Origin of the sequence: Streptomyces sp. NPDC047028 (genome assembly GCF_040644095.1) — a bacterium.
GTDB lineage: Bacteria > Actinomycetota > Actinomycetes > Streptomycetales > Streptomycetaceae > Streptomyces.
Genome location: NZ_JBEYVS010000021.1, coordinates 124,256 through 138,003 on the forward strand (window position 1 = coordinate 124,256; position 13,748 = coordinate 138,003).

At 73.6% G+C, this 13,748-nt stretch carries 13 protein-coding genes, 1 pseudogene and 1 riboswitch; of the genes and pseudogenes, 9 read left to right on the plus strand and 5 right to left on the minus strand.

What is annotated here, in order from left to right; all coding sequences use genetic code 11:
* Positions 1–169: 169 nt before the first annotated feature.
* The 5 genes from ABZ854_RS20275 (at position 170) to ABZ854_RS20295 (ending at position 6,402) form a co-directional block, all read left to right on the plus strand.
* Positions 170–1,069 carry an ATP-binding cassette domain-containing protein gene (locus ABZ854_RS20275; protein WP_361212537.1) on the plus strand — a complete coding sequence of 300 codons (900 nt, stop codon included), beginning with the start codon at positions 170–172 and terminating at the stop codon, positions 1,067–1,069.
* Positions 1,041–3,125 carry a YhgE/Pip domain-containing protein gene (locus tag ABZ854_RS20280; protein ID WP_361212540.1) on the plus strand — a complete coding sequence of 695 codons (2,085 nt, stop codon included), beginning with the start codon at positions 1,041–1,043 and terminating at the stop codon, positions 3,123–3,125. The genes ABZ854_RS20275 and ABZ854_RS20280 overlap by 29 nt, the downstream gene beginning before the upstream one ends.
* A gap of 47 nt (positions 3,126–3,172) precedes the next feature.
* On the plus strand, positions 3,173–3,802 hold the full coding sequence (locus ABZ854_RS20285) for a TetR/AcrR family transcriptional regulator (RefSeq protein ID WP_361212543.1): 630 nt from the start codon (positions 3,173–3,175) through the stop codon (positions 3,800–3,802).
* A gap of 379 nt (positions 3,803–4,181) precedes the next feature.
* Entirely contained in the window at positions 4,182–4,811 is a 630-nt protein-coding gene (locus tag ABZ854_RS20290; RefSeq protein WP_361212546.1) for a DUF4126 domain-containing protein, read from the plus strand.
* 82 nt (positions 4,812–4,893) lie between these two features.
* A complete protein-coding gene (locus ABZ854_RS20295) occupies positions 4,894–6,402 on the plus strand; it encodes an NAD(P)/FAD-dependent oxidoreductase (RefSeq protein WP_361212548.1) in 1,509 nt (502 codons plus the stop codon).
* 20 nt (positions 6,403–6,422) lie between these two features.
* Here the strand turns inward: ABZ854_RS20295 and ABZ854_RS20300 are convergent, their stop codons facing one another.
* The 5 genes from ABZ854_RS20300 to ABZ854_RS20320 all read right to left on the minus strand — a co-directional run bounded on the left by ABZ854_RS20300 (position 6,423) and on the right by ABZ854_RS20320 (position 10,885).
* Entirely contained in the window at positions 6,423–7,352 is a 930-nt protein-coding gene (locus ABZ854_RS20300; protein ID WP_361212551.1) for a hypothetical protein, read from the minus strand.
* Positions 7,353–7,408: 56 nt separating this feature from the next.
* Positions 7,409–8,332 carry a methylenetetrahydrofolate reductase [NAD(P)H] gene (metF, locus tag ABZ854_RS20305; RefSeq protein ID WP_361212553.1) on the minus strand — a complete coding sequence of 308 codons (924 nt, stop codon included), beginning with the start codon at positions 8,330–8,332 and terminating at the stop codon, positions 7,409–7,411.
* Between the two features lie 152 nt (positions 8,333–8,484).
* Positions 8,485–9,132 (minus strand): thiamine phosphate synthase, encoded by a 648-nt coding sequence (thiE, locus tag ABZ854_RS20310; protein WP_361212556.1) that lies wholly within the window; start codon positions 9,130–9,132, stop codon positions 8,485–8,487.
* A gap of 87 nt (positions 9,133–9,219) precedes the next feature.
* On the minus strand, positions 9,220–9,585 hold the full coding sequence (locus tag ABZ854_RS20315) for an Rv2175c family DNA-binding protein (RefSeq protein WP_361212559.1): 366 nt from the start codon (positions 9,583–9,585) through the stop codon (positions 9,220–9,222).
* Positions 9,586–9,652: 67 nt separating this feature from the next.
* Positions 9,653–10,885, minus strand: a complete 1,233-nt coding sequence (locus tag ABZ854_RS20320; protein ID WP_361212562.1) for an FAD-dependent oxidoreductase — start codon at positions 10,883–10,885, stop codon at positions 9,653–9,655.
* A gap of 102 nt (positions 10,886–10,987) precedes the next feature.
* Positions 10,988–11,099: riboswitch (TPP riboswitch) on the plus strand.
* Between ABZ854_RS20320 and thiO the strand changes: the two genes are divergently transcribed.
* The 4 genes and pseudogenes from thiO to ABZ854_RS20340 all read left to right on the plus strand — a co-directional run.
* A complete protein-coding gene (thiO, locus tag ABZ854_RS20325) occupies positions 11,097–12,263 on the plus strand; it encodes a glycine oxidase ThiO (protein WP_361212565.1) in 1,167 nt (388 codons plus the stop codon). (Overlaps the previous riboswitch by 3 nt.)
* Entirely contained in the window at positions 12,260–12,493 is a 234-nt protein-coding gene (gene thiS, locus ABZ854_RS20330; RefSeq protein WP_361212568.1) for a sulfur carrier protein ThiS, read from the plus strand. The genes thiO and thiS overlap by 4 nt, the downstream gene beginning before the upstream one ends.
* A gap of 3 nt (positions 12,494–12,496) precedes the next feature.
* The gene (locus ABZ854_RS20335; RefSeq protein WP_361212571.1) at positions 12,497–13,291 is read left to right on the plus strand and encodes a thiazole synthase; all 795 of its coding nucleotides are present in this window, start codon (positions 12,497–12,499) and stop codon (positions 13,289–13,291) included.
* A 241-nt stretch (positions 13,292–13,532) separates the two neighbouring features.
* Positions 13,533–13,748 (plus strand): annotated as a pseudogene (locus ABZ854_RS20340) (hypothetical protein); the annotation flags it as partial.

A 13,748-nucleotide genomic window follows, 5' to 3' on the forward strand; every position in this document is an offset into this window, starting at 1 on the left:
CGAACCTCCTGTCGTCTGGGTGACGGCACGGGTGCCGTATGTGCCCATCGTGAGGTATGGCACTGACAATCCGTTCTGACCTGCGCTTTTGCCTCAACCGACAGTTCGGGGGTATTTTTGCACTGACCAGTCAGTTCAAATACTCGGCACGGGAAGCAGGGCGGGGCGGATGGACGGCGGGGATCGCGGGGGCGGCGGCGTGGAGAGCGGCCGCGTGGAGGGCGTACGGGTCACGGCCGACGGCCTGGGGCTCAAGGGCTCGCGGGGCTGGGCCTTCCAGGGAGTCACCCTCGACGCGGAACCCGGCTCGCTGATCGCGATCGAGGGACCGTCCGGCTCCGGCCGTACGTGCCTGCTGCTCGCGCTCACGGGCCGGATGAAGCCCACCGAGGGAGCGGCCGAGGCGGGCGGCCTCCCGCTCCCCCGGCGGATGGCCGCCGTGCGCCGCATCGCGGCGCTCGCCCACGTCGCCGGGGTCACCGACCTGGAACCGGCCCTGACCGTCGGCGAGCACCTGCGCGAGCGGGCCCTGCTGCAGCGCAGGTTCGGCGGCGCCCTGCGCGAGGTGCTGCGGCCCCGTCCCGAGCGGACTCACGAGGCCCGGCTGCGCGTCGACGCGGCCCTGGCGGCCGCCGGACTCGACCCGGAGACGCTGCCCAAGGGCTCCCGGACGGCCGTACGGGACCTGGAGCGGATGGAGGCCCTGCGGCTCTCCGTCGCCCTGGCGCTGATCGGCCGGCCCCGGCTGCTCGGCGTCGACGACCTCGACCTGAAGCTCTCGGACACCGAGCGCACGGAGGCGTGGAACCTGCTGCGGTCCCTCACACGCGCGGGGACGACGGTCGTGGCCGTCTGCCGCACCGCCCCCGAGGACGCCGACACCGTCACCGTCTCCACGGACACGGATGCGGACGTGGACACGGACAAGAACATGGACACGGACGCGGGCAGGAGCACGGGCACGGTGACCGGCACGGACACCGAGAGCGGCACCGCCGAAACCACCACCGACGCCACCACCACGGGAGAGGAGGACTCCGATGCGCTCGCCGAGGCTGGCCGTTCTTGAGCTGCGGCGTTTCGGCCGCGGCCGGCTCCCGCGCGCGGCCCTGGTCGCGCTGCTGGTGCTGCCCCTGCTGTACGGCGCCCTGTACCTGTGGTCCTTCTGGGACCCGTACGGCCGTCTGGACCGCATCCCGGTCGCCCTGGTCAACGACGACAAGGGGGCGACCGCCGACGGGCAGAGGATCTCGGCGGGCGACACGATCGTCGACGGGCTGCGCGACAGCCGGACCTTCGACTGGCACGAGGTGAGCGCCGCCGAGGCCCGCCGGGGCGTCGAGGACGGCACCTACTACCTGTCCCTGACCATGCCGGCCGACTTCAGCCGACGGATCGCCTCCAGCGCGGGCGACTCCCCGGAGACGGGCGCGCTCCAGGTCCGCACGAACGACGCGAACAACTACATCGTCGGCCAGATCTCCCGCACCGTCTTCAACGAGGTCCGCTCGGCGGCGTCCACGCACGCGTCCCGGGGCTTCCTGGACAAGATCTTCGTCTCGTTCTCGGGCATCCACGACAAGACCGTGACGGCCGCCGAGGGCGCCGACAAGCTCAAGGGCGGCCTGGGCAAGGCGAAGAAGGGGTCCCAGGACCTCGCCGACGGCCTGAAGGACGCCAAGAAGGGCAGCGGCAAACTGGCCAAGGGCCTGAAGAAACTGGACACGGGCGCGGGCACGCTGGAGGACGGTTCGCAGCAGGTCGCGGACGGCACCCAGGCGCTCGCCGACAAGGTGAACGGCGTCTTCGACAGGACCGGCCCGTATCTGAAGGACAACGAGAAGACCATCGGGGACACCGCCCGGCTGGTCGCGGACTCCGCCAAGACCGTCAAGGACAACCTCGGCGTCCTGGTGAAGCTCGCCCCGGGCGCTGCCAAGACCGCCCACGCCGCCTCCACCACCCTCGACGAGGTCTATCAGGCCCGCTGCGAGAGGGCGACGCTCCCCGACCCCGTCTGTCCCGACCTGAAGAAGGCCAAGCGGGCGGCCGCCGACGTGGCCTCGGTCGCCGACGACCTCAACACGCTGATCGCCGACCAGAACGGCGACCTGAAGACGCTCAAGGACAACCTCGGCACGCTCCAGAAGCAGGCCCAGGACCTCGCCGACCGCTCGCCGCACCTCTACGAGGACGTCGACGACGCCGTCAAGAAGATCAACAAGCTGAACGACGGCGCCGCGAAGGTCGCCGCCGGGGCGAAGAAGCTGCACACCGGGCTCGGCACCGCCAAGACGGGCGCGACGAAGCTGGACAAGGGCCTCGGCACGGCCAAGACCGGTTCCGTCACCCTGCACAGCGGCATCTACAAGCTGGCCGACGGCTCCGGAAAGCTCGCCGGCGGCCTGCACGCCGGCGCCAAGAAGATCCCCGACTACGACAAGAGCGACCGCGAGCACCGCACCGGCGTGATGGCCGACCCGGTCCAGCTGGCCACCCACGACCTGCACAAGGCACCCAACTACGGCACCGGCTTCGCCCCGTACTTCATCCCGCTGTCCCTGTGGGTCGGCGCGATGGTGGCGTACATGCTGATCCCGCCGCTCAACCGGCGGGCTCTGGCGGTCGGTTCGCCGGCCTGGCGGACCGCGCTGGCGGGCTGGCTGCCGGTGGTCGCGGTGGGCGTGCTGCAGACGCTCGCCCTGATGGCCGTCCTGCACTGGGCGATCGGCCTCCAGATGACCCGCGCGGCCGGCACGATCGGCTTCCTGTGCCTGGTCACCGCCTGCTTCGCGGCGATCGTCCAGTGGCTCAACGCCCGCTTCGGCGCCGCGGGCCGGATCCTCGTCCTGGCGCTGCTGATGGTGCAGCTGACCTCGGCGGGCGGCACCTACCCGGTGCAGACCAGCCCCCGGTTCTTCAACGCGCTGCACCCGTTCCTGCCGATGAGCCACGTCGTCGACGCCCTGCGCCGGCTGATCACGGGCGGCGGACTCGGCCCGGTGTGGCAGGCGTGCGCGGTGCTGGCCGCGTTCACCGCGGGCGCCCTCGCGCTGACGGCGCTGTCGGCCCGCCGCCACCAGGTGTGGACCCTCGACCGGCTGCATCCGGAGCTGAGCCTGTGATCCCCAAGAGGGCCCGGCACGCGCGCGTACCTGTGAGAATCGGGGCCATGGAAAGCAGCAGCGCCACCTCCGGCGGCAGCACGCGCCGCGAGGCCACCCGGCAGAAGCTCTACGAGGCGGCCGTCACGCTCATCGCCGAACAGGGTTTCTCCGCCACCACCGTGGACGAGATCGCCGAGCGGGCCGGGGTCGCGAAGGGCACGGTCTACTACAACTTCGCGAGCAAGTCGGTCCTCTTCGAAGAGCTGCTGCGACATGGCGTCGGCCTCCTCACAGCCTCCCTGCGGGAGGCGGCCGAGCGCACCGCGCGCGAGGGCGGCACCAAGGTGGACGCCCTGGACGCGATGGTCCGCGCGGGACTCGTGTTCATCGACCGCTACCCGGCGTTCACCCAGCTGTACGTGGCCGAGTTGTGGCGGACCAACCGGGCCTGGCAGTCCACGCTGATGGTGGTCAGGCAGGAGGCGGTCGCCGTCGTCGAGGGCGTGCTGCGCGAGGGCGTCGCGGCCGGTGAGTTCAGCGACGAGATCGATGTGCCCCTGACGGCGGCGGCGCTGGTCGGCATGGTCCTGGTGGCCGCCCTGGACTGGCAGTCCTTCCAGCCGGAGCGCTCCCTGGACGACGTCCACTCGGCGCTGTCCCGGCTGCTCCAGGGACGGGTCAGCGGCAGGGCCTGAGCGGCGCCCCCACCGGGAGGAACGGCGAGGGCGCCGGTCCGTAGCCGGACCGGCGCCCTGCCCACTCTCCCCCGGTGGGTCGCCGCACTCCCCGTACGGTCCCCCCCTCGGAACTCCCGTTCCGGTCGTCCCCCGGGTCTCCCCGTGTCTCGCTTCCGCCGACGGATCGGCGGAAGGAGCGGCCGGGGTGCGGGCACCGTTCCGCCGCCCCGTGTCGGCGGTGCCGGGCCCGCTCCCGCTTGCCGTGCCTCCACTCTCCCGTTCCCGCAGGTCGCGGCCCATCCGCGCGGGTACTCATCTCCGCGCCTAGGTACGGGTACTCAGACGCCCGCACCCGGACCCAGGACGCGGGCCCGCGAGCCTGGCTACGATCGCGTCCGTGTCCGTACTCCCCTTGGTGTTCACCAGTGGCTGGGCCAGCGGCATCAACGCCTACGCGGTGGTGCTGCTCCTCGGCCTGTTCGGCGCGAGTGGCCTGAGCGACGACATGCCCGCGGCACTGCAGCGTCCCGAGGTGCTGATCGCGGCCGGTGTGCTGTTCCTGTGCGAGGCCGTAGCCGACAAGATCCCCTACGCCGACTCGGTGTGGGACATCGTCCACACGGTGGTCCGGCCGGCGGCCGGCGCCTGGGTCGGCGCGCTGCTCGCCGGGCACAGCGGCTCGCTGTCGGACGTGGCGGCCGGGGCGATCGGCGGTTCGACGGCACTGGCCAGCCATCTCGTCAAGGCCGGGACGAGGATGGCGGTGAACACCTCTCCGGAGCCGTTCAGCAACATCGTGCTGAGCATCGCCGAGGATCTCGGGGTGGCCGGACTGGTCGCGTTCGCGATCTTCCATCCGGTGGCGGCGGCGGTCATCGCCGGAATGTGCCTGCTCTCCGGGCTCGTCCTGCTGGTGTTCCTCGTCTCGCGGATCCGCCGCTACCTGCGGCGCCGGGCGGAGCGGCGGCAGGAGCGCCGGCTCGCGGCGCGGATGCCGGCCCCGCCGGGCCGGCCGCCCGCCTGGTAGACCCCCTCCCGGCACCCCTGGTCCTGTCCGCCGGGCTTGCCCGCGGACGGGATTGTCAGTGGCGGTCGATAAAGTCGCGGTCATGGCACGGATTGTGGTGATCGGCGCCGGGATGGGCGCGATGGCGGCCGCTGCCCGGCTGGCCGTCGCGGGCCACCGGGTGGCGGTGTACGAGCGTACGGAGACGTACGGCGGTGCGGTGCGCCGCTTCGAGCGGGAGGGGTTCGGCTTCGACACCGGCCCCGGTCTGCTGCCGGTGCCCGCCGTGTACCGGGACCTGTTCGTGAAGACCGGCAAGGAGTCGTTGGAGGACTGCGTCGAGCTGGTCCAGGTCGACCCGGCGTCACGGCACGTCTTCGCGGACGGCACCGAGGTGTCCCTGCCGAACGCCTCCCGGGCGGGTGTCGTCACGGCGCTGGACGAGGCGCTCGGTTCCGGGGCGGGGCAGCGCTGGGGCGACTTCCTGGTGCGGGCCCGCGAGGCGTGGGACCGCACCCGCCGCCCCTTGCTGGAGGAGCCCCTGTGGGCCGACTGGCGGGTGCTGGCCGAGCGGGAGCCGTATCCGGCGGTGCCGCACAAGCGTCTGCTGCGCACCCGCCGGGCGAGCACCCTGGCCGAGATCGGCGCCTGGGAGCTGCGCGACCCCCGCCTCGCGGCCCTGCTGGAGGGGTACGCGCTGGCGCACGGGGTCGATCCGGTCGCGGCACCGTCGAGCGCGGCGGTGCTGCCGTACATGGAGCACGCGTTCGGGACCTGGTATGTGCGCGGCGGGATCCGGGAGTTGGCGCGCGCGGTGTACGAGCGGTGCGTGCGGCGCCGGGTCGGGTTCACCTTCGGCGCCGAGGTGACGGGGATCGTGGAGAAGGACGGCCGGGCGGCCGGCGTGGAGCTGGCCGACGGCACGGTGGCCGAGGCGGACTTCGTGGTCGGCCCTGCTCCCGGGCGGCTCGGCGGCCTGCTGGGCGGACGCGAGCCGTACGGCCCGGACGCGGTCCGGCCCGGCGCCGAGGGCGCGCACACCGGCCGCGTGGTGGTGTGCCTGGCGCTGCGCGGCGCGCGCGAGCCGCACGCCGCGCACCGCACGGTGGTCCACTCGCCGGAGGCGACCGCCGAGTTGGGCCTGTTCGGCGCGGGGACGGCACCGGAGCGGCCGACGGTCCGGGTCGACCGGCCCGGCGACCCGGCCCTGCGGCCCGACGACGCGCACGAGTCCGTGGTCCTCACCGCGACCGTGCCCTCCGCCCAGGGGTACGACTGGGCGGCGCCAGGCGCGGCGGACGCCTTCGCGGACCGGATGCTCGCCGCCGCCGAGCGCGCGGTGCCGGGACTCGGCGAGCGGACCCTGTGGCGCGAGGTCCGTACGCCCGTGGACACCGGGCGGGAGACGGGGGCCGCCGGCGGTGCCGTCCCGCCGCCCTCGCTGGCCGCGGCCGGGGGCGTGCTGTACCCGGCCAACAGCACCGTGATACCGAACCTGTTCACCGCCGGGGGCTGGTCGCACCCCGGCGGTGGTCTGCCGCACGCGGGCATGTCGGGCGCGCTGGTCGCCGGACTGGTCGTGGAGGGCCCGGAGTTCCGCGGCTCCCAGTAGGACGGGGCGCGGCAGGGCTGTCAGAAGCGGTACTGCTCGCCGTAGCCGGCGCCCGGCTGTTGCAGTCCGTCCTGCTGGTAGGGGTACTGCTGTTCCTGCGGGAGTTCGCCGCCGTAGGTCTCGTCGGTGCGCTGCTGCGGTACCCAGACGCCGTCGGCCGGGGTCTCGCCGTAGCCGCCGGTGGCGTAGGCGTCCTGGCCGTACGTCTGCTGCCCGTACTGCTGGCCGTAGCCGGTGTCGTAGGAGCCGCCGCCGTAGGACTGGCTGCCGATGTACGGGTCGGAGTAGTTGGCGTAGCTCTGCTGTCCGCCGCCGGTGTCGTAGCCGTAGCCCTGCTGGCCGTAGCCGGAGTAGTCGTAGGCGTAGGCCTGGTCGGCCGTGGCGTAGCCCGGGTCCTGCGGCTGGGCGGCGGTCGCGTAGGCGCCGGTGTCGCCGTAGACGCCGTAGGAGCCGGTGTCGTCGGGCAGGGGCTGCGGCTCGTAGACCGCGGTGGTCTCGGCGGGCCGGGCCGGGGTGAAGACGTCGTCGCGGTCGTAGTCGTCGTCGGTGCCGGGGGCGGGGGGCTCGGCGCTCTGTGCTGCGGTAGCCAGGTCGCCGGTGCCCTCGGCCGCTTCGAGGTCGGAGACCTCCAGGGTGGGCTCCTGGCGCTTGCCGCGGCGCCGCTTGCTGCCGCCGCCCGCGCTCTCGGCGTCCTCCGGGCGCTTCACGGCCCAGCCGGCGGCGAAGCCGCGGCGGAACGACAGCGTGACGTACGTCTGCCCGATCGCGAAAGCGATCGCTCCGATGCCGATGACGACGACGGAGGGCATCAGCACGCCGAGCACGACGCCGAGGAAGCCCACGAACGCGAGCAGCCGCCAGCGCAGCCGCGCCTTGTACTGCAGCAGCACTTCGCCCAGCAGCCACAGCGCGACGCCGCCGAACGCGATGTAGAGGACCGTCCAGCCCATGTACGCCCCTCTCCCAGTGGCCGCTCCGCAGTGTGTCGTATCGCGGTACGGCCGGTCTAGGCCTGCGGTGGGTGGTGCAGACCCAGGTTCTCGTAGATTTCCAGGGTCGCCGTGGAGTTGTTGAGCGTGATGAAGTGCAGACCGGGCACTCCCTCGGCCAGCAAGCGTGCGCAGAACTCCGTGGCGAATTCGATACCGATGGAGCGTACCGCCGCCGGATCGTCCTTCGCTGTGAGGATCCGCTCTTTCAGGGCATCCGGGAACACCGCGTTGGTCAGGGACGGCACCCGGGCGAGGGTCTTCGCACTGGCGATCGGCATGACCTCGGGGATGATCGGAGTCTCGCAGCCGGCGGCCGCGACCCGGTCGCGCAGCCGCAGGTAGTCCTCGGGGTCGAAGAACATCTGCGTGATGGCGTAGTCGGCGCCCGCGCGGCACTTGTCGACGAAGTGGCGGACGTCGGTGTCCCAGTCCGCGGAACGCGGGTGCATCGCGGGGAAGGCGGCGACGCCGACGCAGAAGTCGCCCGAGGTCTTGATCAGTTCGACGAGTTCGGCGGCGTAGGTCAGGCCGCGGGGGTGGGGCACCCACTCGCCCATCGGGTCGCCGGGCGGGTCGCCGCGCAGCGCCAGCATGTTGCGGATCCCGGCGTCGGCGTACTGGCCGATGATGTTGCGCAGGTCGGCCACCGAGTGGTCGACGGCGGTGAGGTGGGCGATCGGGGTGAGGGTGGTGTCCGAGGCGATGGCCTCGGTGGCCTTCACGGTGCCGGCGCGGGTGGAGCCGCCGGCGCCGTAGGTGACGGAGACGAAGTCGGGCGCGACGGCCTCGACCCGGCGCAGCGCGTTCCACAGGTTCCGCTCGCCCTTGGACGTCTTGGGGGCGTAGAACTCGAACGAATACGTCGTCTTGCCGGTCGCGAGCATGTCGCGCACGGTGCGGGCGTGATCCGACCTGGTGGATGCGGTGCCGAGGGCCATAGTCGCAGGTTAACCAGGGGTGGACGGTCTCCCAACCAGATGCGGGAAATTTGCCGGATTTGCCGGTTCTCGGTCCACCCCTTGGACAAAAACGTGGACAGGAGGGCCCGAAGGGGCTGGTGGGGAGGTCACGGGGTGCGGCCGCGCGGCCGTCACGCCTGCCGGAGCCGCTTCGCGAACTCCGCCGCCGCGGCCCCGGGGTCGTCGGCCTCGGTCAGCGCGCGCACGACGACCACTCTGCGGGCACCGGCGTCCAGCACCTGGTCGAGGTTGCCGAGGTCGATGCCGCCGATGGCGAACCAGGGGCGGTCGGTGCCCAGGGAGGCGGTGTACCGGACCAGGTCCAGGCCGGGCGCGTGGCGGCCGGGCTTGGTGGGGGTGGGCCAGCAGGGGCCGGTGCAGAAGTAGTCCACGCCGTCCTGCGCGGCGGCCGCGGCGGCCTCGGACTCGGCGTGCGTGGAGCGGCCGATCAGGACGTCGTCGCCCAGGATCGCGCGGGCCGCGGGGACCGGGAGGTCGCCCTGGCCGAGGTGCAGGACACCGGCGCCCGCCGCGTGGGCGACGTCCGCGCGGTCGTTGACGGAGAGCAGCTTGCCGTGCCGGGCGCAGGCGTCGGCGAGAACCGCCAGGTGCTCCAGCTCCTCGGCGGCCTCCATGCCCTTGTCGCGCAGCTGCACGATGTCGACCCCGCCGGCCAGGACCGCGTCCAGGAACTCGGGCAGGTCGCCCTGGCGCCGGCGGGCGTCCGTGCAGAGGTACAGGCGGGCGTCGGCGAGCGCGGTGCGGGCGGTGTCGGACATGCGTGGGTCCCCCGGGGGCGGTGTCGGCGGGTGCCGTACCGGGGTGGCGCGTGGGCGGGCCCACGCGCCACCCCGGTACGGCTCGGGTCAGACGGCGAGCGCCTGGGCGCGGCGCTTCACCTCCGTGCCGCGATTCTCGCTCAGGGCCTGCGCGGGGGTGCCGGGCAGGGTCGGGTCGGGGGTGAAGAGCCACTCGATCATCTCTTCGACCGTGAAGCCGTCGTCCCGCAGGAGCGTCAGGGTTCCGGAGAGGCCCTTGACGACCTTGTCCCCGTCGATGAAGGCGGCGGGCACGTGCAGCGCCCTGTTCTCGCCCCGGCGTACGGCGACGAGCTGGCCCTCCTTGACCAGCTGCCGCACACGCGTCACCTCGACACCGAACATCTCGGCGATGTCGGGGAGGGTGAGCCAGGCGGGGACGAGAGCATCGATCTTTGCGTCAATCTCGGTCACGTCTCGATGGTAGTGCCGGGGTGTGACAGTGGTCGTCCGCGGCACCGTCGTGGCTGTTCGCGCCCCGTCAGGAGACCGCCGCGCTCTTCAGCGGCTTCGCCGGGTCGGTCAGGACGGCAGGGTCCAGGAGGCGGGCCGATTCGATCAGGCGGCGGCCCTGGGCCAGGTCTCTCGGGCGGCCCACGGCCAGGAGGGCGACCAGGCGGTCCTCGCGGAGCCAGCAGACGGTCCAGGCCGGGTCCAACGGGTCGCCGCGCCAGAGCAGGCGGTCGGCCGTGGTGTGGTGGCCCGCGTACTGGACGAAGCGGCCGAACTGCTCGGACCAGAAATAGGGCACCGGGTCGTAGGCCGCGGGGGTGAGGCCGATGATGTTCGCCGCGACCGTGCGCGGGCCCTGGAGGGCGTTGTCCCAGTGGTGGACGAGGAGCCGCTCACCGTACCGGCCCGACGGGAAGGAGGCGCAGTCGCCGACCGCGTACACGTCGGGCACGGAGGTGCGCAGGTGGTCGTCGGCGACGACCTCCCCGTGCGCGCCCAGCTCGACGCCGGAACCGGCCAGCCAGGCGGTGGCGGGCCGGGCTCCGATGCCGACGACGACGGCGCCGGCGGGCAGCCGGGAGCCGTCGGCGAGCACGACCTCGCCGGGTTCCACGCGCGCCACGCGCGCGTGGGTGCGCAGTTCGGCGCCGGCGTCGGCGTACCAGGCGGTCATCGGGGCGGCGACCTCGGCGGGCAGCACGCCCGCGAGGGGGCGGTCGGCGGCCTCGACGACGGTGACCGCGCACCCGGCCTGGCGGGCGGCGGTGGCGAACTCGGCGCCGATCCAGCCGGCGCCGACGACCACGATGTCGTGCTGCCGGGCGAGCACCGGCCGCAGCCGTTCGGCGTCGTCGAGGGTGCGCAGCAGGTGCACTCCGGGCACGCCCTCGGCGCCCGGCAGCAGGATCGGTTCGGCACCGGTGGCGAGGACCAGGTCGTCGTACGGCACCGGACCGGCCTCGGTGTCCAGCTCGTGGTCGGCGGGGCGGACGCCGAGCACCTCGCAGCCGAGCCGGAGGCCGACGTCGAGCGCGGCGAAGTCGACGTCGAAGGCGGACCCCTCGGCCTTGCCGAGCAGCACGGCCTTGGACAGCGGCGGCCGGTCGTACGGCTGGTGCGGCTCGGCTCCGACGACCGTGACGGTGCCGGTGAAGCCCTGTTCCCGCAGTGCGACCGCGGTCTGCACCCCGGCCATCCCGGCGCCCACGACGACCACGCGCCGCCCCGGCGAACCGCCCTCTTCCCGTGTCTGCTCAGTCACCCGATCACCATAAACAACTGACAGCCCGTCAGTCACCGGGGGCCGCCCGGGGAGGGGCGAGCCCGGCGTGATCCGGAGCGGAGGCGCTAGGGTGGCCCCCGTACACGCACTCGCGGGAGCCCGGACGCACCGGGCTGAGAGGGAGGCTGGCGGCCTCCGACCGTACGAACCTGATCCGGGTCATGCCGGCGAAGGGAGGGGCTGGACGCCCATGTCGTCACGTACGTCCGACGTCCTCGTCATCGGGGGCGGGATCATCGGCCTGGTCACGGCCTGGCGGGCCGCGCAACGCGGGCTCACCACGGCCGTGGTGGACCCCGAGCCGGGAGGCGGGGCCGCGCGGGTCGCGGCCGGGATGCTGGCCGCGGTCACCGAACTGCACTACGGCGAGGAGACCCTGCTCGCCCTGAACCTGGAGTCCGCCCGGCGCTATCCCGGCTTCGCCGCCGAGCTGACCGAGCTGACCGGGCACGACCTGGGGCACCGCCGCTGCGGCACCCTCGCCGTCGCCCTCGACGCCGACGACCGAGCCCATCTGCGTGAACTGCACGCCCTGCAGCAGCGCTCCGGGCTGGACTCCGTGTGGCTGTCGGGCCGGGAGTGCCGGCGCCTGGAGCCGATGCTCGCGCCCGGCGTGCGCGGCGGGCTGCGGGTCGACGGCGACCACCAGGTCGACCCGCGGCGGCTGGCCGAGGCCCTGGTGGCGGCCTGCGAGAAGGCCGGGGTCGTGTTCCACCGCGTGTGGGCCGAACGGCTGGACCTCGCCGGCGGCCGGGCCGTCGGCGTCACCACCGCGGACGGCACCGCGCTGCGCGCCGGACAGGTGGTGCTCGCGGCCGGCAGCCTCAGCGGGCGGCTCCCGGGCGTCCCCGACGACGTGCTGCCGCCGGTGCGGCCGGTGAAGGGGCAGGTGCTGCGGCTGACCGTGCCCCCGCGGTTCGCGCCCTTCCTGAGCCGTACCGTGCGGGCCGTGGTGCGCGGCAGCCACGTCTACCTGGTGCCCCGGGAGAACGGCGAACTGGTCGTCGGCGCCACCAGCGAGGAACTGGGCTGGGACACCACGGTGACCGCAGGCGGGGTGTACGAACTGCTGCGCGACGCCCATGAGCTGGTGCCCGGGATCACCGAACTGCCGCTGACCGAGACCCGGGCCGGGCTGCGCCCCGCCTCCCCCGACAACGCGCCGCTGCTCGGGCCGTGCGGCCTGGACGGGCTGCTGCTGGCCACCGGGCACTACCGCAACGGGGTGCTGCTCACGCCGGTCACCGGGGACGTCCTGGCGCACGCGCTGGTCACCGGTGAGCTGCCGGAGGAAGCCCGCCCGTTCACTCCCCGGCGCTTCGCCGCCGCCGTCGCCCTTTCGGAGCAGCCCGCATGAACCTCTCCATCGACTCCGTCGACACCTTCATCACCGTGTCCGTCAACGGGGAGCGCCGCGAGGTCCCCGCGGGCACGGCTCTCGACTCGCTCGTACGGTCCCTGTCGCCGGCGCCGTCCGGCGTGGCCGCCGCGCTCAACGAGACCGTCGTCCCGCGCACGCGGTGGGCCGGCACGGTCCTCGCCGACGGCGACCGTGTCGAAGTCCTCACCGCCGTCCAAGGAGGCTGACCCATGGCCGACGATCCCTTCGTCCTCGGGGGTACGTCCTTCTCGTCCCGGCTGATCATGGGCACGGGGGGTGCGCCGAGCCTGGACGTGATGGAGCGGGCGCTGGTCGCCTCCGGCACCGAGCTGACCACCGTGGCGATGCGGCGGGTCGATCCCGGGGTGCACGGATCGGTGCTGTCCGTGCTTCAGCGGCTGGGCATCCGGGTGCTGCCGAACACCGCGGGGTGCTACACCGCCGGGGAGGCGGTGCTCACGGCGCGGCTGGCGCGGGAGGCGCTGGGCACGGATCTGATCAAGCTGGAGGTCATCGCCGACGAGTGGACGCTGCTGCCGGATCCGGTGGAGCTGCTGGAGGCGGCGGAGACGCTGGTCGACGACGGGTTCACGGTGCTGCCGTACACGAACGACGATCCGGTGCTGGCGCGGAAGCTGGAGGACGTGGGGTGCGCGGCGGTGATGCCGCTGGGGTCGCCGATCGGGTCGGGGCTGGGGATCCGCAACCCGCACAACTTCCAGTTGATCGTGGAGCGGGCGGGGGTGCCGGTGATCCTGGACGCGGGGGCCGGTACGGCGTCGGACGTGGCGCTGGCGATGGAGCTGGGGTGTGCCGGGGTGATGCTCGCTTCCGCGGTGACGCGGGCGCAGGAGCCGGAGGTGATGGCGGGGGCGATGCGGCACGCGGTGACCGCGGGGCGATGGGCGCGGCTGGCGGGACGCATCCCGCGCCGCCACTTCGCCTCAGCGTCGTCACCTGCGGCGGGCCTGGCCGTGCTGGATCCCGAACGCCCGGCGTTCTAGCCGCTTTCCCACCCGCGCACCGCCCGGCACCCTCGGCCGAGAGGCTGAACTCTCCCGTGGGCCACACCCACCGCCGGCGGCCGCGGGCTGTGGGGGGGGCGGAGGCAGGGCGGCGCGGTGGCCGCGTGCCCACTCGCCGCCGGCGACCGCGGGCTGTGGGGGGCGGAGGCAGGGCGGCGCGGTAGCCGCGGGCGGGCGGGTGCGAGCCTTCGCCGTCGGCGGGTGCGGGTCGGCGGGTGTGGTGGCGCCTTCGCCGTCGGCGGGTGCGGGCTGTGGGCCCAAGCGGGGCCAGGGCGGTGCGGCCGCGGGCGCCCTCGCCGTCGGCGGGTGCGGTGGCGCATACGCCGCCGGTGGCTGCGGGCTGTGGGTCAAGCGCGTCCACGGCGGTGCGGCCGCGGGCGCCCTCGCCGTCGGCGGGTGCGGTGGCCCCGAAGCGCTGACGGAGCTCGGCGAAGTC

What these genes read in the sequence shown, in the direction of transcription:
- metF (WP_361212553.1), bottom strand. Translation starts at nt 8,332, where the DNA reads ATGGCCCTCGGCACCGCATCCACCAGGTCGGATCACGCCCGCACCGTG.
- ABZ854_RS20285 (WP_361212543.1), top strand. Translation starts at nt 3,173, where the DNA reads ATGGAAAGCAGCAGCGCCACCTCCGGCGGCAGCACGCGCCGCGAGGCC.
- ABZ854_RS20295 (WP_361212548.1), top strand. Translation starts at nt 4,894, where the DNA reads ATGGCACGGATTGTGGTGATCGGCGCCGGGATGGGCGCGATGGCGGCC.
- ABZ854_RS20280 (WP_361212540.1), top strand. Translation starts at nt 1,041, where the DNA reads ATGCGCTCGCCGAGGCTGGCCGTTCTTGAGCTGCGGCGTTTCGGCCGC.
- ABZ854_RS20335 (WP_361212571.1), top strand. Translation starts at nt 12,497, where the DNA reads ATGGCCGACGATCCCTTCGTCCTCGGGGGTACGTCCTTCTCGTCCCGG.
- thiO (WP_361212565.1), top strand. Translation starts at nt 11,097, where the DNA reads ATGTCGTCACGTACGTCCGACGTCCTCGTCATCGGGGGCGGGATCATC.
- ABZ854_RS20300 (WP_361212551.1), bottom strand. Translation starts at nt 7,352, where the DNA reads ATGGGCTGGACGGTCCTCTACATCGCGTTCGGCGGCGTCGCGCTGTGG.
- thiE (WP_361212556.1), bottom strand. Translation starts at nt 9,132, where the DNA reads ATGTCCGACACCGCCCGCACCGCGCTCGCCGACGCCCGCCTGTACCTC.
- thiS (WP_361212568.1), top strand. Translation starts at nt 12,260, where the DNA reads ATGAACCTCTCCATCGACTCCGTCGACACCTTCATCACCGTGTCCGTC.
- ABZ854_RS20275 (WP_361212537.1), top strand. Translation starts at nt 170, where the DNA reads ATGGACGGCGGGGATCGCGGGGGCGGCGGCGTGGAGAGCGGCCGCGTG.